Below are 20,725 nucleotides of genomic sequence, written 5' to 3'. Positions count from 1 at the left end.
TTCATGGACGATAATAATGGGGAGGAGGAACCAGGGGCCATGGACGGTGTCCGTCCATGGCCCGATCGAGCACGCAGCGCTCGGTCGCGCTCGACCGCGAGAGGATGCTACTGGCAGCTACCGAGGCGTTTGCCCTGCCAGCGGGTAGAGACCTTCATGGGGCCGCCGGGGTTGTCCATGGTCATCTCCACGAAGCCCGAGACCGTGTTGCCCTGGCCGCGAAGTTCTCCCTTACCCCTGCTGATGATGCCCTCTTCCCTGCATTCCAGCTCAAAGCTGATCCGATCACCGTCGACCTTTCGTTTGCTTATGGTGCAGTTGCCGCCATCCACGAAATCAGCCAGCGGATCCTGGCTCGCCTCTTCCGGGGTAATGCATTCGCTGCTGACTTCAACCACCGGTTGCGGCAGCGACGACATCTTCAGGGTGTGGCTGAACTCCCACTTGCCGCTTTGCATGCTGAACTCGCTGGCCAGGAGCATGGGGATGGTTGAAAAAAAGAGACCGAGACCTGCGCAGATGGAGATCAATGTTTTCATAGTCTTTCCTTGAATGTCATGGGTTGGGGAAGGGGCCACCCTCAGGAAGATGGTCGCAGCGGCTAAAGGGGCCGGACAGGCAGCGTAGCTGGACCTGCCGACCGAGTTAACTCTAGCAAAACAAAAATAAAAATACCAGGAAAGCGACAGAAAGCGACAGAAATTCCTCAAGGCTCTCTTACGAATTTTCTGTTTTTAAAGTTAGCTATAAAAAAGAATGTTGCCTTTTCAGCAGCTCTGGCCAGGCAGTGAGGGGGCCGGCTGAGATACCTGGTGGCTGGCGGAGAACATCCTCTCGCCAGCCAGGGTCGTTCTGCAGCAAAGAGTGCTGCTTCAAGGAGACCGCGCTCAGGAGTCCTGCCGGGCTGGTCTCCCCCCTTCAGAAAGGGCGGCTCTCTGTCAGGCATCCAATGATTAGTCATAAAAAAACTTGTATTTTCTCAAGTGATTGCGCACAATTCAAACAGGGTGCCTCTCCAGGTTCTGTTGCTCCAGATCTGGGCCGAAGCTGCGACCGACCCTCTTTGTCGCTCAGGTCGCTCAGGTCGCTCAGATCGCTGGGGACGCCCCAGAGGCCAATGCCCTCCAGGTTCCCTGCAAGAGAGCGGTGTAGGAGACTGTTAAGAGAGGAAGAGCAAATTTTGTTATTATCTAATTTTAGGAAAAGAGTTATGAGAGAAAAATGTTCAATTTGGAGAAAGAGTCCTCGGCTCAGGAAGACCCTCAATCCCGCTATGGGGGGGATCATGATGCTGCTGCTTGCCGGCCTCATGCTCCTGCCTGCTGCCGGCTGGAGCGGTACCCTGGAGAGTTGTATGACCGAGGCCATCGACTCGGCTGAATTTGAAACCATGACCGTGGCCCAGTTACGCTTGAAGTGCCAGAAAGAGATCTCCACCGGCGCCTACGTGTTCCAGGAGAAGGTGGGGGAAAAGCCCCAACTGGTCAAGGAGCGGATTCGGATGGATCGCGAACATGTGCTCCAGCCCTTTACCCTGATGACCCACAAACCCAACTACATGCTGCTGGCAGCCTATAATAACTCCGGTTATGACGCCACCCTCTACCGGCAGGAGTTCAATGAACCGGATTTTGATTTCGACGATACCGAGGTCCAGTTCCAGCTCAGTATCAAGTTTCCCCTCATGGTCGATCTGTTCAACGATACCATGGATATCTACGCAGCCTATACCAACCGCTCTTTCTGGCAGTTCTACAACAGCGATGAGTCCTCCCCCTTCAGAGAGACCAACCATGAACCCGAGATCTGGGCCCAGTTCCACCCCAACTGGGAGATCCTCGGCTTCACCAACACCTGGAACTCCTTTGGTATTGTCCATCAGTCCAACGGCCGGGGGGGCATCCTCTCCAGGAGTTGGAACCGGGTCTATGCCTGGATCACCTTTGAGCGCGACAGCCTGGCCTTCAGCGTCAAACCCTGGTATCGGCTGCCCGAAGACGATGATGACGATGACAACCCGGACATCACCGATTACCTGGGTCACTTTGAGCTCTCTGCCTCCTACAAGTGGAACGAGCATGTCTTCAGCATCATGTCGCGCAACAACCTGGAATCCGGCTTTGAACGGGGAGCCGTGGAGCTCAGCTGGAGCTTCCCCATCCTGGACTACAAGTTTCTTAAGGGCTATGTCCAGTACTTCAACGGTTTTGGAGAGAGCCTGATCGACTATGACCAGCGGGTGAACCGTATCGGTCTGGGTATCTGCCTCTCTGACTGGCTCTAAGTGCCGCAGAGAGACCTTCAGGGTGCTGTCGACTGAGGACCGCATCCTTTAAGGGCGCCTGGGCGCACGCACCAGGCGGCCCGCAACCACAAGCAAGGAGAACACGATGATCAAAAAAATGGTGGCGGCTGTGCTGACCGTGATGCTGGCCATGCTGGTCGGCTGTAGCAAGGATGAGCCCGAGACGGCTGTGGAAAAGGCCAAGGCATCTGCGAGCATGGCTGCCGAGGCAAGCAAACAGGCAGCCCATGACGCCGTAGAGGGGACCAAGGAGGCGGCCCATGATGTGGGGAACGCAGCCAAGGAGGCGGTCCACGATGCCCAAGAGGCGATGAAGAAGTAGGCCACCTTGATCTTCAGGGTGGTCAGTAGTCCTCTCTCCGGCAGGCACGGCTGCAGCAGGGACCGGCAATGGGGTCGGCCCCTGTCGGCTGCAGGGAGGCGACCTGCCGGTTGCAACCTACAAGGAAATGAACCATGACCGCTGAAACCAAGCAGGACCTTGACCAGCTCAAGGAAGAGATCGGTCGGCTCAAGGATGATCTCAAGGAAATGACCGCACTCCTGGGGAAGATCTGTAAAGACCAGGCAGCCGCTGCCCAGGATCGAGTCGAGCAGAAGAGCGAACAGGTGTTGGACTCGTTTTCCCTGGCCGAGCTCAAAGAACAGTTGGCTGCCCTGAAAGATGAGGGAGAAGAGGCGGTGGATACCGTCAGGAAACAGGTGGAGAAGTATCCGGCCGGTTCACTCCTGGCGGCCATCGGGCTGGGGGTCATCATCGGTAAGCTCCTCTCCCCGGGAAACAGGCGATGAGCAGGGTGAGTCTCTCTGATTATCTCATCGCCCTCTGTGATCTGGCAGAGGTGGAAGGCAAGGCCCTGCAAGAGGGGTTCCGGAGCTTTCTTGCAGCGGAGCGACAGGGGGTGGAGGAGCTGCTCTACCGCAGCAGCAGGATCATAGCCAGGCGTTGGGCAGCGCTGCTCTGCCTGTTGGTGGCCCTGGGGTATCTCTCCTGGGGCGCCTACCTGGTCTGTGCAAGCTATATCTCCCCTTTGGCCGCCCCCTTTATCATCGGCAGCCTCTGGCTGCTGTTTGGCCTGTTGTTTGTCCTGGCCGCAAGGGTGGACGCCAATGAGTGATAGCTCCTGTCAAGAGAGCCAGCGCTCCAGGGCAGAGCTGCTGGCCCTGCTCACCGGCGCCGAGAACAGAGAGGGCTTGACTCGGGCAGAGGCCAGGGCCAGGCTCAGGGCCTTGGATCCGGGTGTGGATCTCAGTCCCCTGCTCCATTCTCTTCGCAGCGGAGATCCCCGGGAGGCCCTGGCCGCCCTGGCTGCAGAGCTGTCCCTTGCCGCAGCACTGCCTGTTCTGCAGCGCCGCCTGACTAACGGCCTGCTTGAGCTGCTGAAACAGGGCCTGGGTTAAGCCGGCCATGGGCAGTTGCCCCGGTCTCTGCCAGGCTCTGCGCCATAAACCTGCTCCCCGGTGACCAAGGTGCCTTGAAAAATTGCTCTTGGTTCCAATCCCTGCGTCATCATGAAAATTTTCTCCCCGGGATTTCGGTCATCTGCCTGGCTAAGCTCTCTCCATGCCTCGGAGTCTGCCGCTTACCTGACCTTGATCGGAAAATATCATTTTTCAAAGTACCCGCAAACGACCCTTTAGCTATCCTTTAAGTATCCATAAGGAGGTATTGCATATGAGATATCGTCGAACGCTCTTTCTGTTGCCCCTCCTGCTGGCCAGTCTGCTTCTGGTCGACTCCCTGCAGGCACGTAACCTCCACGATACCTTTATCCTGGCCCGCCGTTCCAGCCCTGAGGCGGTCTGGCATTCCTTTATCCAGGTGTGCGACACCTATGGAAAGATCGTCAAGTCCCAGGGCTACACCAAGGAGAATCAAAAGGTGCTTGCCGGGCTGTCGCGGCAGTTGCGGATGCTCTTTGATATGCGGCAGACCCCGCCCTCCATGCAGGATACCGAATCCCTGGAGGCCAGCATCTACATGCGCGAGGCCCTGGCCCGCTTTCGACCGCTCAGGCCAGGGGAACTGCCCAAACGGGAAGAGGCCTTCAAGGACATGAAAGATGGCTATTATCCGAGCTGGAGCCCGGATGATTCCGCCATTGCCGTGGTCTATGTGGACAGCGGGCCCGAGGCCGGATATTTTCAGTTTTCCCAGCGAACCCTGGACAGTGCGGCCCGGATGTATGAAGACACCAGGCACCTCTCCTATGTGGATGCGTCGGTCAAGGGGCTGCACGATGCCTACTTCCTGACCCCCGGACCCCTGGTGCCGCTCTCCTGGGTGCGGACCCTGCCGATCTGGATGGAGTCCCAGTACCTCAATCAGACCATCTGGCAGTGGTGTGCCCTCTTTGTCCTCCCCCTGCTGGCCGGCCTGCTCCTCTGGCTGTTTTTCCGGCTGATGAGTTGGCTCTCCGGCAATTGGAACCCGGTGCTGAAACACATGTTACGCCTGCTTGAACCCCTGTTGACCATTGTCATGGCCATGGCAGTGGTGGAGTTTTTGGAGGATCAGATCTTTGTCACCGGGATTGTCCTCCGGGTGCTCCAGTTTCTCCAGTGGGCGGTCTCCCTGGTTTCCGCCATTGCGGTGGTCTTTATCGTGGGTAACTTCCTCACCGAGACCATCCTCTGGTCCAATCGGGACCGCCTCCAGACCATCGATACCCACCTGCTGCGCTTCGGGGTACGGATCGGGGTGATCCTGGTGGCCACCATCGTGATGATCGAAGGCCTCTATATCCTGGGGATTCCCTTTGCCACCGTCCTGACCGGGGCCGGGGTCACCGGTCTGGCCATTGCCCTGGCGGCGCGGGAATCGCTCTCCAATATCTTCGGCTCCATGATGCTGCTTCTGGACAAGCCGTTCAAGGTGGGCCAGCGGGTGCGGGTGCGGGGCCACAACGGCACCGTGGAGGAGATCGGTATCCGCTCCACCAAGATCCGGCTGCTCAACGGTCATCTCACCGCCATCCCCAACGAGGATGTGGCCAAGGCCGACATCGAGAATATCGGCGAACGGCCCCATATCAGGCGGAGAGCCAACATCACCATCACCTACGACACCCCGCCGGAAAAGATCGATCAGGCCATCGCCATTATCCGGGATGTGCTGGCAGTGAAGGAGGACGACCCGGAGAGCAGCTACTGCAACAGGGTGATCAACGCTGATCCGAAAAATCCGCCACGGGTCTTCTTTAACGAGTTCAATACCGATTCCCTGAATCTGATGATGGTCTACTACTACAGTCCCCCGGATTTCTGGAGCTATCAGGAGCACAGGCATTACATCAACCGGGAAATTATCCGTCGCTTCAACGAGGCAGGGATCGAATTTGCCTTTCCGACCCAGACCCTCTACCTGGCCGGCGATAAGAACCGGCCCCTGGATCTCAATCTCTATGACCGCTTGGCACAGGCAGGGGTGGAGGTTTTCTACCCGGACGCAGAGAGCGACAGCAGCCAGGGGAGGGTGTCGGACAAACCGCGTCTTCCCAAGGAGATGGAGGCACTGACTCCCCTGGATCGGGCGCCGGTGGAGGATTGATTCCCCCTCTCAGGCCTCTCCCTCGGCAATGAGCCTGGCTACCATGCTGGAGTCCAGGTAGGCGCGAACCCGGACGATTTCCTGATCAAGAAAGGTGACCACCCAGCAGTAGCGGTTGTCGAAATCCCAGCCAGCCTTGGCCTGGGACAGGGCCCTGAGTTCAACCGTGGCCGTGTTGCCATCCAGATAGAGATGCTCCAGGGAAAGGCGAACCGGCGCGGTCAGGCAGGGGGTGAGGCGCTGGAAGGTCTTTTGGCGAAACTCCTCCCGGCTGGTGTAGTGGCCGGCCAGGGGGTGGCTGCCCATCACGGTCCAGTCAACCCTGGGGTGGACGTGGGCAAAGAAACCATCGGCGTCTCCTGATTCGAGGTGGCTGAAGATGGTGCGGACGGTCTCCGTTGTCATGTTCATAGCGGTCTCCTGGCAGGTGTCTGAGCGTCTTCTTGGTGGATGGGGTTCGGGAACGACAGGGTTTTCTTGAGGATACCTCGAAAGATGATATTTTTCAAAGCAGCCATAATATATAAAAAGATGATCTTGGCCAGGCATCCTTTGCTGTCATGCCCGGCTGTTACCGTCATGGATCATGGCCGGGCGCTACCGCGCTACTGTCATGCCCGCGGAGGCAGGCATCCAGGTCTTTAGGGTAATGTTTCATCTCCATGGAGGTATCTTGTTAGGGCGGTGCAGTTGTTCCCTTGGGTCTCTCCGTCAAGGCGGAGAGGCAGGGATGCTGATTGTTCTCTCCCTGACTGGATTCCTGGATTCCCGCCTGCGCGGGAATGACGACTACGAAAGCGGCTGCACCCCGGCAGTGAGCGTCGATGCACGCCTCTCGATGGATGAGACCAGCTTCTGACTTGTCTATTTTCCGGGCCATGCTACATTGACCGGATGCACCGCCTTCGCTGCCGGCCCGGTGGCCCGGTTGATTCCTGCGCCAGGAATGATCCTGAAAAATATCCATGGAGAACTGTCCACATGCCTAAATCCTTCACCCTGTTCCCGACCATCCTGGCCATCCTGATCATGGTGGCCGCTGTTCTCCCTGCTCCTGCCATGGCCCGGGAGTATCCGCTCTCGGCCCTGGCAGAGGAGGCGGCAGCCTATGGGCGAAACCTCGCGGCCGCGGCCAAGGCCCGTAATCGCTCCCAGGCCGAGATCCTGGATCGCGCTGCCGGGATTATGCTCGAGGCAGGTCAGTGCGGTGAAGCCCTGGGTCTTTATAAGCATACCTTCAGCTTCCCCTTGGAAGGGGGCGCAGGTCCCTGGCTCAGCCTGGCCCAGGCCGCCTCTTGCGCCGAGCGCTGGGATGAGGCCAGCATGGCCCTCTACCGAGCCTATCTCCTCAGCCCTGATCCCGGCTTGGCAGGGAGCACCTTGCGCAGCCTGGCGCAGAGCCTGGAGCGAAGGAGCAACTATGCCCGCAACTGGGACCCGGCCGCCCTGGGTGCCTATCGCCTCCTGCTCGAGATCCAGCCCGGCCAGGAGCTCAGGGAAAAGATAGCGCGTTTGGAAGAGCGCCGGACGGTGCTCAGGTTCCAACAAGGCTCGGTCAGGAACCAGGGGCAGCAGCCTTCGCTCTGTCTGGAGTTCAATCTCCCCCTGAGCACGGACTCTGGGATACGTTATGCGGACTATATCCGGGTCGAGCCGGACATCCAGTCGGATTTTGTGGTCAGCGGCCGGGAGCTCTGTATTCCTGCTGCAGCCTATGCGACCAGCTACGGGATTACCCTGCGCGAGGGGCTGCCCGGCAAGACCGTTTCCCTGGCCAAGGGCCGGGAGTTTACCCTGAAGACCGGTCACCGTTCCCATGCCCTCTGGTTTGACCAGCAGGCCTATGTCCTGCCTAAATCCTCAGGATCAGCCATCGGCCTCCACTCCATCAATGTCAGCCAGGCAGGGCTGCAGCTCTACCGGGTGGACGAACGCAACATCCTCAGCGATTTTGTCCGCTCCAAGTTTCGCCGTAAGCTGGACCAGTACAACCTGGATCGGATTCGCGACTCGGTGGGCGAGCAGGTCTGGGAGGGCAGTGTCGCCATTGAGGCTCCCCAGGATCTCGTCCACACCAGCGGCCTGGTTCTGCCCGAAGAGGTCCTGGAGCGACCCGGCCTCTATGTCCTGGTGGCCGATGAGGCGGGCAGCGAACCCGATCGCTGGCAGGATCGGGCCAGCCAGTGGCTGGTGGTGAGCGATGTCGGCCTCACCAGCTATCGGGGAGAGGACGGCCTGATCGTGGTAGGGCGCAGCCTGGCCCAGGCCGTGCCGGTGGCAGGGCTTGAGCTCGCTCTCTATGCCCGCAACAACCGTAAGCTGGCTGCAGCGGTGACCGATCAGCATGGGGTGGCACGGTTTGCCCCGGGTCTGCTGGCAGGAGAGGGCGGCCGGGAGGCGGTGTTACTGGTTGCAACCGGTGTCGGCCACGGCTTGAGCTTTCTCCAGCTTGACCGGCCTCCCCTGGATCTGAGCGACCGGGGCGTGGGCGGCCGGATGGTCCCCGGCCCCATCGATGCCTATCTCTACGCGGAGCGCGGGATCTATCGGCCCGGTGAAGAGCTCAACCTGGTGGCCCTGGTCCGGGATCGCGGGGCCATGGTGAGTAGCGGCCTGCCCCTGACCCTGCGGTTGCTGGCCCCGGATGGCAAGGTGGCCCTGGAACGGGTCTTGTCCCAGGATGAGTCGGGCGGTTATGCGGCCTCCCTCACCCTGGCAGAGGCCGCCCGTAGCGGAGAGTGGAGGGCCGCCCTCTACCTGGACCCGGAGGAGAAACCGCTGGGTATGCTCAGCTTTCAGGTCCAGGCCTTTGTCCCACCCAGGCTGGAGGTCTCCCTGAAGCCCCTGGGCCCCATCCGGCCCGGGGCCGCTGCAGGGGTTGAGGTCCAGGCAGACTATCTCTATGGGGCCCCTGGGGCGGGCCTGGAGGTCCAGGGGAGTATGGCCCTGGTTCCAGATCACCATCCCTTTGCAGCCCATAGGGATTACTGGTTCGGCCTGGTGCCGGAGCTGGATGATGGCCGGAGCAGTGCCGGCTCCAGGCTCCCGCTGGCGGAACTGGAGGAAATGAGGACCGATCCCCAGGGACGGGTCCGGCTCGACTGCAGCCTGCCTGAGCAGCCATTGGGCCCGGAGCCGCTCAAGGCGGTGGTCCGGGCCAGGGTGGCGGATGTGGATGGTCGGGCGGTCTCCGGAAAGACACAGCTGCCGGTCCGCCATCTGGACCGTTATCTGGGGCTCAGACATGGGGGCCGGGAGCAGGCCTTGCCGGCGGAAAGCATGCTCAAGGTCGACCTGATCGTCCTCGATGGTGCGGGAGAGCCGCTCGCTGCCAGTGGCCTCTACTATCGTCTGTTCAGGGAAGAGCTTGACTATCAGTGGTTTCGTAAGGGTGATGACTGGGGCTATGAGCGGATCCTGAACGATCGTCTCCAGGAGCAGGCCGCCATCCCGGATCCCGGCGACGGCCATGCAGCTTTTCGGCTGCAGCTCGCTGTCGGCAGCTATCGGCTGGAGGTCTATGCCCAAGATGATACCCTGCTGGCCTCCAGCCGTGTCCGTGCCGGTGACCAGCCGGCCCTTGGCACGGCTGCGCCTGACGCGGTCCGACTGGAGCTGGACCGGGCCTGCTATCAGCCCGGGGAAACCGCCCGCTTGCGGATCAGCGCACCCTATGGGGGTGAGGCGAGTCTGACCCTGGCCGGTGCCGTTATCCATGAACTCCGCAACTTTTCCCTGGACGCCGGTACCCATGAGCTGGAAATCCCGGTGCAGGCCGACTGGGGAGCCGGCTGCTATGCCCTGGTCACGGTCTATCGTCCCGGGGCAGGGGATAAACGCGGTCCAGGGCGGGCCGTGGGCATACGCTGGATCGGCATCGATCCCGGGACCCAGCGCCTGAGCGTGGAGCTGGGAGGTCCTGAAACCAGCAGACCGCGGCAGGCCGTGCAGATTCCGGTGCAGGTGAAGGGGGCTGCTCCGGGTGAAGCCGTTGCCCTGACCCTGGCGGCCGTGGATGAGGGCGTGCTCCAGTTGAGCGGCTTCGCGGCTCCGGACCCTCTGGCCTACTTTTTCGGCAAACAGCAGCTGGCCACCGAGGTCCGTGACCTCTACGGTCAGCTGATCAGCGCAGGGGAGAGCACCCCCCTGACCCTGCGCAGCGGTGGCGGCGACCAGGGACGCAGGGGCGCGGCCGAGTCCAATCTGCGGGTGGTCTCTCTGTTTTCCGGCCCGGTGAAGACCGATCAACAGGGCCGGGCGACCGTTTCCCTCCGTCTGCCTGATTTTAACGGCCGCTTGCGGCTGATGGCCGTGGCCTGGAGTCCCACCGGGATGGGCGCGGCCAGCCGCCCCCTCCTGGTCAGTGATCCGGTGGTGGTTGCGCCCTCCCTGCCGCGGTTTCTTGCCCAGGGGGACCTGTCCACCATCCAGGTCCTGCTGGACAACCTGGATGGTCCGGAAGGGGTGTACCAGCTCGACTGCAGCGCCTCCGGGGCCATCGTTCTTGCAGGGGAGGCCAGTCAGCAGCTGGTGCTGGAGCGGGGCCGACGCAGCCGGCTCAGTTTCCCGCTCAGGGCAGCGCAGATCGGCAGCGGCATGGTGCATCTCCGGCTCAGCGGGCCCCGGGGCTACGGCTATGAGGGGGACTTTGCCCTCAATGTCCGTGGTCAATACCTTCCCAGGCTGAGCAGGACCTTTTCCCGGCTGGATCCCGGGGAGAGCTTCACCCTGGATCAGCGGCTGAGCAGGGGGCTGCATCCGGAAAGCGTCGAGGCCACACTCAGTGTCGCTGCCCGGCCCAACCTTGATGTCCCGGGGCTGCTGGCAGCCCTTGACCGCTATCCCTACGGCTGCCTGGAGCAGCTTACCAGCCGGGCCCTGCCCCTGCTCTATGCCGACACCCTGGCCAAGCGCTGGCAGGCGGTACCGGGAGGCAGTATCCAGGGGCGGATCAACCAGGCCATTGAGCGGGTTCTGGGGAAGCAGCGTTTTGACGGCAGCTTCGGCCTCTGGTCGGACCAGGATCCTGCCGACCCCTGGCTCTCCGCCTATGCCATGGAGTTTCTCAGCCGGGCAAGGGCCGAAGGCTACGAGGTGCCGGAGTATTTCTACACCAGGGGGATCCAGGGGCTGGTCGAGCAGATCAGCCAGGCGCGTCAGCCCCGGGCCGAGCAGTTTGCCGCCCTGGCCTATGCCCACTACCTCCTGGCCAGGATCGGACAAGGGCGGGCCGAGGATGCCCGTTACCTCTTTGATCACTATCTCCAGGGGGCCTCTTCGGGACTGGCCGTTGCCCAGCTCTCAGCGGCGCTTGCCCTCCAGGGTGACCTCAGCCGAGCCGGGCAGGGCTTTGCTGCTGCCCTGCAGTCTGCCTCCAGGGAGTCGGAAAGGGGAACAGAGGACAGCCGGCAGAGTTACGGCTCCCGGCTGCGTGATCTGGCCGGAGCGATCCAGCTGCTCCTGGAGACAGGCGCCCAGCTGGCCGACCCTGCCGGGGCCTGGGAGGAGTTGAGCCGGCTGCTGGCCGAGCGAAAGCATCTCTCCACCCAGGAACAGGCCTGGCTGGTGATGGCGGCCCTCGGCCTGGAGCCGGCCGAGCCCCTGCAGCTTGAGCTCAACGGCCGGGGCAGCGGCCAGGGGCAGGACTTTTTCCTGCTCAGACAGAGCGGTCAGGAGCTGCTCTTGCCCAGTCGAGTGACAAACAGGGGGCCGGACCCGGCCTGGATAGCACTCACCGTCCAGGGGACCCCCATCGAGGAACCGGCTGTGGAGCAGCAGGGCTACACCCTGAAGCGTAGCTGGTACACGGCCCAGGGGCAACCTTTCAGCTGGACCAGCCCCTGCCGACAGGGAGATGTCTTGATGGTGGTCCTGGAGGGCACGGTGGCTGGAGCCGGCAACCACCGCGGCCTTGTGGTTGATCTCCTGCCTGGTGGCTTTGAGATCGATCAGCCATCCCTGGATCCGGACCAGGGGTCTGCTCTCTTTCCCCTGGCAGAGAGCAGCCCCAGCCGTTACCAGGAGAGACTGGATGACCGCTACCTGGCGGCCTTTGACAGCGAGGCCCTGGAAGCGGCAGTCAACGATCCCGGCCTGCGCACCTTTCGTCTGGTCTACCAGCTGCGTGCGGTAACCCCGGGCAGCTACATCCTGCCGCCGGCCGAGGTGGAGGATATGTACCAGCCCTGGTACCGGGCCGGGACCGCCGCCGCCAGGGTCCGGATTGTCCCTTAAGCCGGTGCCGCGTTTCCTGGCCGCGGTCGCACTGCTGGCGCTCCTGCTGGCAGGCTCTGCCTGGCTGCTGGAGCTGTCCCTGCCCTCGCCCCTGCCCGGGGAACTGGCCTGGTCCACCAGGGTGGTGGACCGCCAGGGCAGGGTGCTGCGCCTCTTTAGCGTGGATGATGGCCTCTGGCGGCTCCCCGCCGATCTGGAGTCCATAGACCCCCGATTGATCCGTTGGCTGCTGGCCTGTGAGGATAAGCGTTTCTGGTCCCACCCCGGGGTGGATCCCCTGGCAGTGGCCCGGGCCGCGCTCCAGTGGTTGAAGAGTGGCCGGGTGGTCTCCGGGGCCTCAACCATCACCATGCAGACCGTTCGCCTGCTCAAGCCGCGCCCCCGCACCCTTGCCTCCAAGCTGATCGAGATGGTCCAGGCCCTGCGTCTTGAGCGCAGCCTGGGCAAGGAGGAAATCCTGGAGCTCTACCTCAGTCTCGCTCCCTATGGCGGCAATATCCAGGGCATCGAGGCGGCCGCCTACTTCTACTTCAAGACCAGTGCCGCCCACTGCACCCCCTCCCAGGCAGCCCTGCTGATCAGCCTGCCCCAGTCACCGGAAAGTAGACGACCGGACCGTCACCCCCGTGAGGCGAGCCAGGCCAGGGCAGCGGTGCTGGCCCGCCTCAAGCGGGCAGGGCTGCTCAGTGAAGAGGAGCTCAGCCTGGCCAGGGTTCAGCCGGTGCCGAGGCAGCGTTACCCGGCCCCCTTTGCCGCGCCCCAGTTGAGCCAGCGCCTGCATCGGCAGCAGCCCGGTGTCCGGACCATCACCACCACCCTGGATTACCCACTCCAGCTTCGGGCAGAGGCCATGGCCGCCCAGCTGCAGCAGGGCCTGGCACCGGGTACGACCCTGGCCCTGCTGGTGGTGGAGAATCGCAGCCGTGAGCTCCTGGTCCATGTCGGCTCTGCTGACTTTCAGCACTGTCAGCTGGACCTGAGTCGGGCCGTCCGTTCCCCGGGCTCCACCCTCAAACCCTTTATCTATGGTCTGGCCTTTGAGCAGGGGCTGCTCCATCCGGAGAGCAGGATCCTGGATCGTCCCCAGCGTTTCAATGGCTATGGACCGACCAACTTTGACGGCAGTCACCATGGCTGGATCCCGGTGCGTCAGGCCCTGCAGCAATCCCTGAATATTCCGGCCGTGCAGGTGCTGGCCCGGGTGGGACCCCAGCGCTTGCTGTCACGGCTGGCCAGCCTGGAGCTCAAGCTTTTCCACCGAGGTGCTCCAGGGCTCTCCCTGGCCCTGGGCGGGGTCGGCTCTACCCTCCATGACCTGGTTGCCCTCTACTGCGGACTGGCCAATCAGGGGCACTATCAGCCGCTCCGGATCCAGCCCCTGGAGGCCAAACACAGGGGAGTCGGTCAGGGGGCGGGAGCGCTGCTCTCCCCCCTGGCGGCCTGGTATCTGGATCAGATCCTCCGGGAGATGCCCCTCTCGGCCCCGGAGCGGGGAGCCTGGGGCCGGAGGAGCAGGCTGCGTTACAAGACCGGTACCTCCTACGGATTTCGCGATGCCTGGGCCATAGGCTATGACCGGGAGTACACCGTCGGGGTCTGGCTGGGACGGCCCGATGGCGGCTATGGCCAGGGGCTCAGCGGAGCCAACTCGGCTGTGCCGGTGCTCAGACAGGTCTTTGCCGCCCTGCCGGTCAGCCGCCTCCACCCCCAGGAGGCGGCACCGCCGACAGGCGCCCTGCTGCTTGGTCATGCTGAGCTGCCGCCGGCTCTGCAGTGGTTTGGCCGTGAACGGCCGGGAAGTGATCGTCCTGAGCCGCCCAGGATCTCTTTTCCGGTGGATGGAAGCCGGCTCATCCCGCTACCAGGCCAGGGTGGGCCGGGCCGACTCAGCCTCAAGGCCCGTGGAGGGACGCCTCCCTATCACTGGCTGGTGAACGGCCGTCCCCTTCCCCATGCCGGCGGTGGCAGCGGAGGAAGCCAGAGCAGCCCTGAGAACAGATCGGTTCCGCGGATATCCTATCTCCCCCAGGGGCCGGGCAGGGTGCGGATCACCCTGATCGATGCCAGGGGGAGGCGCGACTCTGTGGCGGTCTGGCTGGAGGGCGAGGCTGTGGCGGATTGAGAGCGACGAAATCGACCATGTTCCCCTTGACGATCCCCTTCACGCTCCTGTTTACGATGGTTACTTAGGCAGGGCCCGCCGTTCCCCAGTCGTACCTTCGTTTGAGAAAATCAAGGGTCAGGGTGGTCTCAACCCGGGTGACTCCCTGGATCCGATTGATTCTGCTGAGGATCAAGGCGTTGAATTCGTCAAGGTCCTTGGCGATGAACTCCGCATCGATGCCGGTGTGGCCGCCGGTGGTGGCGACAATAAACCAGAGCTGATCGATCTCCCTGAGTTGAGCTGCCACCTGCTCGATGTGGGTGGGTTCAGCGCTGATCCTCAGGTGACCCACCAGGGTAAAACCCAGTTTGATGGGGTTGCTGACCGCCACGATCTGGATGATCTCGTTCTTGATCAGCCGGTTCAGGCGGCTGCGCACCGTTCCCTCGGAGACGTTGATCTGTTTGGCGATCTCTATGTTGGATATCCTACCGTCCTCTTGGAGCAGACTGATAATCTCACAGTCGACTCGATCTAGAGGTTTTTCCATCTTTTTCATGCTGTTCCTCTGTGTTGGCGACCCGGCAGGGGTAACCGTCCGGGCCTGCTTTGGCCCTGGCTGTTCCTCCGCCGGAGCGGCTGCAATCCCTGGCGAACCTGAGTCTGCTCTCTGCTATCCATTGAAAATTGCCATGTGTGCACAAATATTGCCATGATTTTTTCGTAATACGTAAAAATAAAAAACGAATAATCCGAATTTCGAAATATAGCTTGACTTGGCCTGTTTCCTTCTTTATGCTCCATTAAAAATACGAATAACTCGTTTTAGATGGAAAAAATTAACTGATATCGAAATAACGAGGGAGAGGGGAAGGGCCGCTCCGCCCGCTGTTCACAGGCGGTATGATCGGCCCTGCTCCCCAGGACAGCGCTATAAAGGAGCAGCGAGATGACAAGGGCAAGAGATTGGCTCGATTATGAGGTCGAGGAGATGGTCTCCCGGGATAGAGACAGCCTCTGGCATCATCTGAAATCCCATACCTGCTTTGAGGATCGGGAACAGATGATCGTGGTGGCAGGGGAGGGCTTGCGGATCCGGGATATCCGGGGCAATGAGTTTCTCGATGCCACCTCAGGGGGCGTCTGGAGCGTGATGGTGGGCTATGGTCGGGAGTCCATTGCCCGGGCCGTCTACGAACAGTTGAAGGTGATGCCCTACTTTGCCGGGGCTTACGGGAATATTCCCTCCATCAAGTTTGCCGCCAAGCTGCTCGAGCTGCTTCCCAGGCTGGATAAGGTCTACTTCTCCAACTCCGGCTCAGAGGCCAATGAGAAGGCCTTTAAGATGGTGCGCCTGGCCTCCAGTATCGATCCCGGCCGTCAGGGCAAGTACAAGATTCTCTACCGGGATCGGGATTACCACGGCACCACCCTGGCCACCATGAGTGCCGGCGGCCAGTTCGAGCGCAAGCAGGGCTTCGGCCCCTTTGCAGAGGGCTTTGTCGAGGTTCCCCACTGCCTCTGCTACCGCTGTCCCCATGACCGCTCCTATCCGGACTGTGGGATCGCATGTGCCCGGGCGGTCGAGGAGGTGATCCTCAGGGAGGGGCCCGAGACCGTGGGCGGCTTTGTGGTGGAACCGATAACCGCCGGCGGCGGCATCATCCCGCCGGTCAGGGAATACTTTCCCCTGGTCCAAGAGATCTGCCGCAGACACGGGGTCTGGCTGATCATGGACGAGGTTGTCTGCGGCTTTGGCCGCACCGGCCGGTTTTGGGGGCATGAACACTTTGAGGTGGATCCTGATATCGTCACCATGGCCAAGGGGCTGGCCAGCTCCTACGAGGCCCTGTCGGCCACGGCGGTGAAGCAGGAGATCTATGATATCTTCCTCAATGACCCTGCCAAGCCCGAGGAGGCGGCCAACTTTTTCAGGGATATCAGTACATATGGCGGCTGTACCGCTCCCATGGCCGCAGCCCTGGAGAGTACCAGGATCATAGAGGATGAAGAGCTGGTGGAGAACAGTCGGGAGATGGGGGCGCTCCTCTTGGAGAAGCTCCAGGCCCTGACCAGTCTGCCGGTGGTGGGGGATGTGCGCGGGGTCGGCCTCTTCTGCGGCCTTGAGCTGGTCCGGGATAAGGGGACAAAGATCCCGGTGAGTGAGGCCGAGATGGCCCGGCTGATGGCCAATATCATGGCCGAGAAGGTGATTGTCGGTCGAACCAACTCCAGCCTGCCCGGCTTGAACACGACCCTTTACCTGGTTCCCTGCCTGACGGTCTCGGCAGAGGAACTCGATACCATCGTTGCAGCGGTGAGCAGGGCGATAGAGAAGACCTTTGCAGCCTGTCGAGCGGCGGCATAGTCGCACAGGCAGAAGGCTGGACGGATTTTGCTGGATGTTTTTTCAGGCCCGCACAGGGGGCAGGGTCATAAACGGTCATAAACAGAGAGGGATGACAATGAGTATCACGGTAATGAAGAACTATATCAACGGCGAGTGGCAGGATTCCGGAGCCGAGGTCTTTGGAGAGGTCCACAACCCGGTGATGGGTGAGCAGATCGCGGCTGTCCCCTACGGGACCCGTGGAGACGTGGATCAGGCAGTACAGGCGGCAACAGCGGCCTTTCCCGAGTGGCGGCAGACGCCGCCCCTGGCACGGGCCAGGTACCTGTTTCGGCTCAAGGATGCCTTTGAAGAGGAGTTTGAAGACATTGCCCGGGTTCTGACCCGGGAGCAGGGCAAGGCCATCGATGAGTCCAGGGGCGAGGTCCGGCGGATGATAGAGAACATCGAGCATGCCAGCGGGGTCACCACCATGATGACCGGCTACTGTCTGGAGGATATTGCCCAGGGAGTGGATTCCTCACTCTTCCGCCAGCCCATGGGGGTCTTTGCCGGGATTGCGCCCTACAACTTTCCGGCCATGGTGCCCTGGTGGTTTATCCCCTATGCCCTGGTCAGCGGCAACACCTACGTGTTGAAGCCCTCGGAGCAGGTGCCCATGACCCAAAACCGGATCTTTGAGCTGATCGATGAGGTTGGGTTTCCCGAGGGGGTGATCAACCTGGTCAACGGTTCCAGAGAGGTGGTGAACGCCATCCTGGATCATCGCGATATCCAGGGAGTCTCCTTTGTGGGCTCGACCCCCACTGCCGAGTATATCTATGAGCGCTGCGGAGCCACCGGCAAGAGGGTCCAGGCCCTGGGCGGGGCCAAAAACATAATCGCGGTCATGCCCGATGCCAATCTGGAGGCCGGGATGCCCTCCCTGATCACCTCCTTTTTCGGCTGTGCCGGTCAGCGCTGCCTCTCCGGCTCGATCCTCTCGCCGGTGGGTGAGGGGGCGGACGCCTGCATCGAACAGTTTGTTGCCGCGGCCCGTGCCATGAGCGTGGGCAACGGTTTGGATGAGAGCACGGCCATGGGTCCGGTGGTGAGTGAGGCCCACCGGGAGCGGGTGCTGGCCTACATCGAGAAGGGCCTGGCAGAGGGAGCAGAGCTGATCCTGGACGGCCGCGACTGTAGGGTGGAGGGTTATCCCCGAGGCTACTTTGTGGGGCCGACCATCTTTGATAAGGTCACCCCGGAGATGACCATTGCCAGGGAGGAGATCTTTGGTCCGGTGGTCAGTATTGTTCGGGCAGAGAGCCTGGATGAGGTCATCGAACTGATCAACAGCCGTAACTTTGCCAATGCGGCCTGCATCTACACCCAGAATGCCAAGGCCGTGCGGGAGATGCGTTATCGGGCCAACCCGGGGATGATTGGGGTGAATATCGGGATCGCCGCACCCATGAGTTTCTTCCCCTTTGGCGGCTCAGGCAACTCCATGTTCGGCGATATAAAGGGCCATGGCCGGGAGATCTTTCAATTCTTCACCGACACCAAGGTAGTGATCGAGCGCTACTTTTAGTCCTCCCTCCGGCTCGGGTCGACAGCGCGGCTGAGGTGGCCGCGCTGTTGACCCTGAGAGAACGGGAGAGGCGGCCTGTCGTCTTAGAGCACCTCCTGCGAGGGAGGGGGCGGCAGAACAGTTGAACAAAATGAGATGAGGATAAGATGGTCCTGACAAGTTTTGGCAGTATTCTCGGTTTTGCCGAGGAGTTGGAAAAGCAGCACCAGGAGTATTGTCTGCAGGCAGCAGTCAACCCCGGCTGTGACCAGTACCATGCGCTTTTCACAGGCCTGGCCAGGGGCGCTAAAAAACGGGTGGCCGAGGTGCAGCGGATCCGGCGGGAGAATGTCTCGGAGATGGTCCTGGCAGGGGTGGAGGGGCTCCGGCGAGAAGCCTTTTTCCTGGAACCGGCGGATGGCTCGGCCTTGGCCGCAGAGGAGGTGATCAGCACGGCCCTGGCCCTGACGGATCGTTCCATCGGCTATTATCAGCAGGCCGCAGCACAACTGAAGGACCAGGCAGATGTCTCCCGGGCCCTCAAGACCCTGGCCAAGAAGCACACCAGGGAGCGAGCCACCATGGCTGCCCTTGGCGGCTGATAAGGGGCTGTAACGGAGGTGGAGGCGGGCAGAAGAAGACCTGAGGGTACCTTGAATTGATCGAGGGCCTGAACAGGCTGCTTGGGAGAAGAGGGGCTGTCCGCAGAGCGGATGGCCCTTTTGTTTGCCTGCAGCTGAAGCAGCTTGTGGCCTGCTGATATTTACGGTATGTGATAGCAGAGAGCCGCCCAGCCTGTGACCGGTGAGCGGTGAGTGATAGTCTGTCCTGCCAGGAAGAAAAAAGATCCTGGCCGACCATACCAGAAGGTACCACCCCTGAGAGCAAATATGACCCAGCAGCAGAAGAGCGCCCAGATCAGCCCCCGAGAACACCTCCAGGCCATGAGCCAACGCTACCCGAGCGCATGGAAGGATATAGATCTCCTCCGCCAGGAGAGGGACCAGAATGGTCCTGACTGGCCGGATTGGTGTTTCTGTCCGCTGGCCTGTAGTCATGGGGTGCTCAGCCAAGGAAGCGCTGCCGGTCAAGGGCAGGAAGGAGATGTTGCCACAGTAGCCGGCCTGGCAGGCTGGCGGGTCAGCCAGTCGGTCTACCGCTTTGATCCGGCTCTGTCGGCGGCCCTGGCGGCAACATCGATCAGGGATGTGCCGTCGGAGGTCTTATACCGTTTGCCCGAGTGGTGCGTTTATCTCGAGGCCCTTAACCTCACCTGGATGGGCAGGCGGCTGACAGGTTTTTTTGTCCACCTTGAGCGCGATGCCAAGAACCATCGTTCCGAGTTGCGTCTTTTGCTGGCCTGCGCCGGAGCAGCTCCAGGAGAGTTGGTCCCTGTGACCATCCCCCTTGACCAGGGTACCCTGGGCAGCGCCGTGGAGGCTACCCTGAATGGGGTGAAAGAGAAGATGTTGCGCCACGCTCCTGCCCAGGGGGCGGAAGCCATGGCCGAGCAGGCGGTTCAGGTGATGGCTGATGGGCTTCAGCCCCTGCTCTCCCTGGTGGTGTACCTCTGTTCAGATCAGGTGGACCTGGTCGGGGAGCAACCCGGGCGGCCGGAGCCGGTCAAGACCAAGAAGGGCTGGAAGTTCTTTCCACCCGAGACCCCGCTGCTGCTCGAAGTCGGCTATGCCAGCGGTCAGGTACTCCGCTCCGCCAGGCAGGCCGGTGGCCCAGGCGCCGTCAAGCCGGTGAAGGCCCATTGGCGGATCGATTGCACCGCGGGTGAACCGGCAAGCACCGCCGTACGCTGGATGGGCCCGCTTCCACCCACAGCCGCCTGAGGCAAACAGCCCGGCTGAAGCCCCTTAGGGCTTCCCGTCTTGGTTTGAAGCGGCTAGTGTATCCTTAGTTTTGGTATTCTTAGCTTTGGTCCGATTCTGAGTTGATTTTTCGTTCCCCCTGAAGCCTGCCCTGCAAGCCTGGGAAGCGATCCTGCCTTTGGGAGCGTGTATGGATAATCTGGTGCTCTATATCTTTATCGTCTGTGGGCTGGCCGGTATTGCGGTTCAGCTGCTGATCCTCAAGAAACGGCACCGTAAAGACTACTGCCAGTTTCTCGGCCCCATCCTGGCAAAGAAAAAGCTTCAGCTTATTTCCTCTGTTTTCCCAGGATGGTTCGCTGTCGGCCCCTTTCCCAAGGTGGAGGTCGAATCAGGCCGGCCACAGAGCAACCTCCCCCTGCTGGGCAGGGGAGAGTATAGCCAGTACCGTTTGGTCACCGTGGCCGATTCCAGCGGGCGGCAGTATACCCTCTGGGCCCTGCTTGAGTTCGAGCTGTTTGAGTTGCGCCGGGTCCGCTGGCGTGTGGGGCAGGGCGATACGGCTCCAGAAGAGGCAGAGGACTTGCTCGAGGGATAACAACCTGACAGGTGAAAAAAACAAGTCAGCTGCGAAAAGCCCCCTTCTTTCTCCCATTGTCTTTTCATATCCATTCGCCCCACTTGCCCTATTTGCCCCACGCCCCCTCTTCACACACACATTTCCAAGAAGAGACGACATCTATCCTGACACAGGGGGCTTGCGTCTTCACCTAGGCGAGCCGCCTGTGTCAGGAGAGATGGACTCAGCCTTCG

17 protein-coding genes are annotated in these 20,725 nt (G+C 61.4%); 14 read left to right on the top strand and 3 right to left on the bottom strand.

Features of this window, described 5'->3' with window-relative positions; translation table 11 throughout:
- Window positions 1-107: 107 nt before the first annotated feature.
- Window positions 108-539 (bottom strand): DUF3617 domain-containing protein, encoded by a 432-nt coding sequence (locus tag G494_RS0112830; protein WP_028584867.1) that lies wholly within the window; start codon window positions 537-539, stop codon window positions 108-110.
- Between the two features lie 746 nt (window positions 540-1,285).
- On the opposite strand from G494_RS0112830, the gene G494_RS0112820 reads away from it, so the two are divergent.
- From G494_RS0112820 to G494_RS25540, 6 genes are all read left to right on the top strand, one after another.
- Window positions 1,286-2,284, top strand: coding sequence for a phospholipase A (locus tag G494_RS0112820; RefSeq protein ID WP_028584865.1), 999 nt, complete (start codon window positions 1,286-1,288; stop codon window positions 2,282-2,284).
- 106 nt (window positions 2,285-2,390) lie between these two features.
- Window positions 2,391-2,627 (top strand): hypothetical protein, encoded by a 237-nt coding sequence (locus tag G494_RS23335; RefSeq protein ID WP_035246436.1) that lies wholly within the window; start codon window positions 2,391-2,393, stop codon window positions 2,625-2,627.
- Between the two features lie 134 nt (window positions 2,628-2,761).
- Window positions 2,762-3,097, top strand: coding sequence for a DUF883 family protein (locus tag G494_RS0112810; RefSeq protein WP_028584864.1), 336 nt, complete (start codon window positions 2,762-2,764; stop codon window positions 3,095-3,097).
- Window positions 3,094-3,423: a hypothetical protein gene (locus G494_RS0112805; protein WP_028584863.1), complete on the top strand. Its 330-nt coding sequence runs from the start codon at window positions 3,094-3,096 to the stop codon at window positions 3,421-3,423. Before G494_RS0112810 ends, G494_RS0112805 begins: the two co-directional genes overlap by 4 nt.
- Window positions 3,416-3,706: a hypothetical protein gene (locus G494_RS0112800; protein ID WP_028584862.1), complete on the top strand. Its 291-nt coding sequence runs from the start codon at window positions 3,416-3,418 to the stop codon at window positions 3,704-3,706. The genes G494_RS0112805 and G494_RS0112800 overlap by 8 nt, the downstream gene beginning before the upstream one ends.
- Window positions 3,707-3,980: 274 nt before the next feature.
- Entirely contained in the window at window positions 3,981-5,855 is a 1,875-nt protein-coding gene (locus G494_RS25540; RefSeq protein WP_051305672.1) for a mechanosensitive ion channel family protein, read from the top strand.
- 9 nt (window positions 5,856-5,864) lie between these two features.
- Here the strand turns inward: G494_RS25540 and G494_RS0112790 are convergent, their stop codons facing one another.
- Entirely contained in the window at window positions 5,865-6,266 is a 402-nt protein-coding gene (locus G494_RS0112790) for a nuclear transport factor 2 family protein (RefSeq protein ID WP_028584861.1), read from the bottom strand.
- A gap of 319 nt (window positions 6,267-6,585) precedes the next feature.
- Between G494_RS0112790 and G494_RS27930 the strand changes: the two genes are divergently transcribed.
- The 3 genes from G494_RS27930 to pbpC all read left to right on the top strand — a co-directional run bounded on the left by G494_RS27930 (window position 6,586) and on the right by pbpC (window position 14,211).
- A complete protein-coding gene (locus G494_RS27930; protein ID WP_269746584.1) occupies window positions 6,586-6,714 on the top strand; it encodes a hypothetical protein in 129 nt (42 codons plus the stop codon).
- Between the two features lie 122 nt (window positions 6,715-6,836).
- Complete coding sequence (locus tag G494_RS23325; RefSeq protein WP_035246433.1) at window positions 6,837-12,089, top strand: alpha-2-macroglobulin family protein; 5,253 nt, start codon at window positions 6,837-6,839, stop codon at window positions 12,087-12,089.
- The gene (gene pbpC, locus G494_RS0112770) at window positions 12,079-14,211 is read left to right on the top strand and encodes a penicillin-binding protein 1C (RefSeq protein WP_051305671.1); all 2,133 of its coding nucleotides are present in this window, start codon (window positions 12,079-12,081) and stop codon (window positions 14,209-14,211) included. Before G494_RS23325 ends, pbpC begins: the two co-directional genes overlap by 11 nt.
- Before the next feature lie 64 nt (window positions 14,212-14,275).
- Here the strand turns inward: pbpC and G494_RS0112765 are convergent, their stop codons facing one another.
- Window positions 14,276-14,743: an Lrp/AsnC family transcriptional regulator gene (locus G494_RS0112765; RefSeq protein ID WP_161629991.1), complete on the bottom strand. Its 468-nt coding sequence runs from the start codon at window positions 14,741-14,743 to the stop codon at window positions 14,276-14,278.
- A 399-nt stretch (window positions 14,744-15,142) separates the two neighbouring features.
- Here G494_RS0112765 and G494_RS0112760 point away from each other — a divergent pair, with 399 nt between their 5' ends.
- The 5 genes from G494_RS0112760 (at window position 15,143) to G494_RS0112740 (ending at window position 20,510) form a co-directional block, all read left to right on the top strand.
- Window positions 15,143-16,561, top strand: a complete 1,419-nt coding sequence (locus G494_RS0112760; protein WP_208597676.1) for an aminotransferase family protein — start codon at window positions 15,143-15,145, stop codon at window positions 16,559-16,561.
- 97 nt (window positions 16,562-16,658) lie between these two features.
- On the top strand, window positions 16,659-18,113 hold the full coding sequence (locus G494_RS0112755) for a CoA-acylating methylmalonate-semialdehyde dehydrogenase (protein WP_035246445.1): 1,455 nt from the start codon (window positions 16,659-16,661) through the stop codon (window positions 18,111-18,113).
- A gap of 146 nt (window positions 18,114-18,259) precedes the next feature.
- Complete coding sequence (locus tag G494_RS0112750; RefSeq protein WP_028584856.1) at window positions 18,260-18,694, top strand: hypothetical protein; 435 nt, start codon at window positions 18,260-18,262, stop codon at window positions 18,692-18,694.
- 288 nt (window positions 18,695-18,982) lie between these two features.
- Window positions 18,983-19,933 carry a hypothetical protein gene (locus G494_RS0112745; RefSeq protein ID WP_028584855.1) on the top strand — a complete coding sequence of 317 codons (951 nt, stop codon included), beginning with the start codon at window positions 18,983-18,985 and terminating at the stop codon, window positions 19,931-19,933.
- A 169-nt stretch (window positions 19,934-20,102) separates the two neighbouring features.
- Window positions 20,103-20,510, top strand: coding sequence for a hypothetical protein (locus G494_RS0112740; RefSeq protein ID WP_028584854.1), 408 nt, complete (start codon window positions 20,103-20,105; stop codon window positions 20,508-20,510).
- The last annotated feature ends 215 nt before the right edge of the window (window positions 20,511-20,725 follow it).

This window comes from Desulfogranum mediterraneum DSM 13871, from assembly GCF_000429965.1.
GTDB lineage: Bacteria > Desulfobacterota > Desulfobulbia > Desulfobulbales > Desulfobulbaceae > Desulfogranum > Desulfogranum mediterraneum.
Note: the sequence above shows the minus strand (reverse complement) of the source record. Positions and strands in the feature narration are given on the sequence as shown.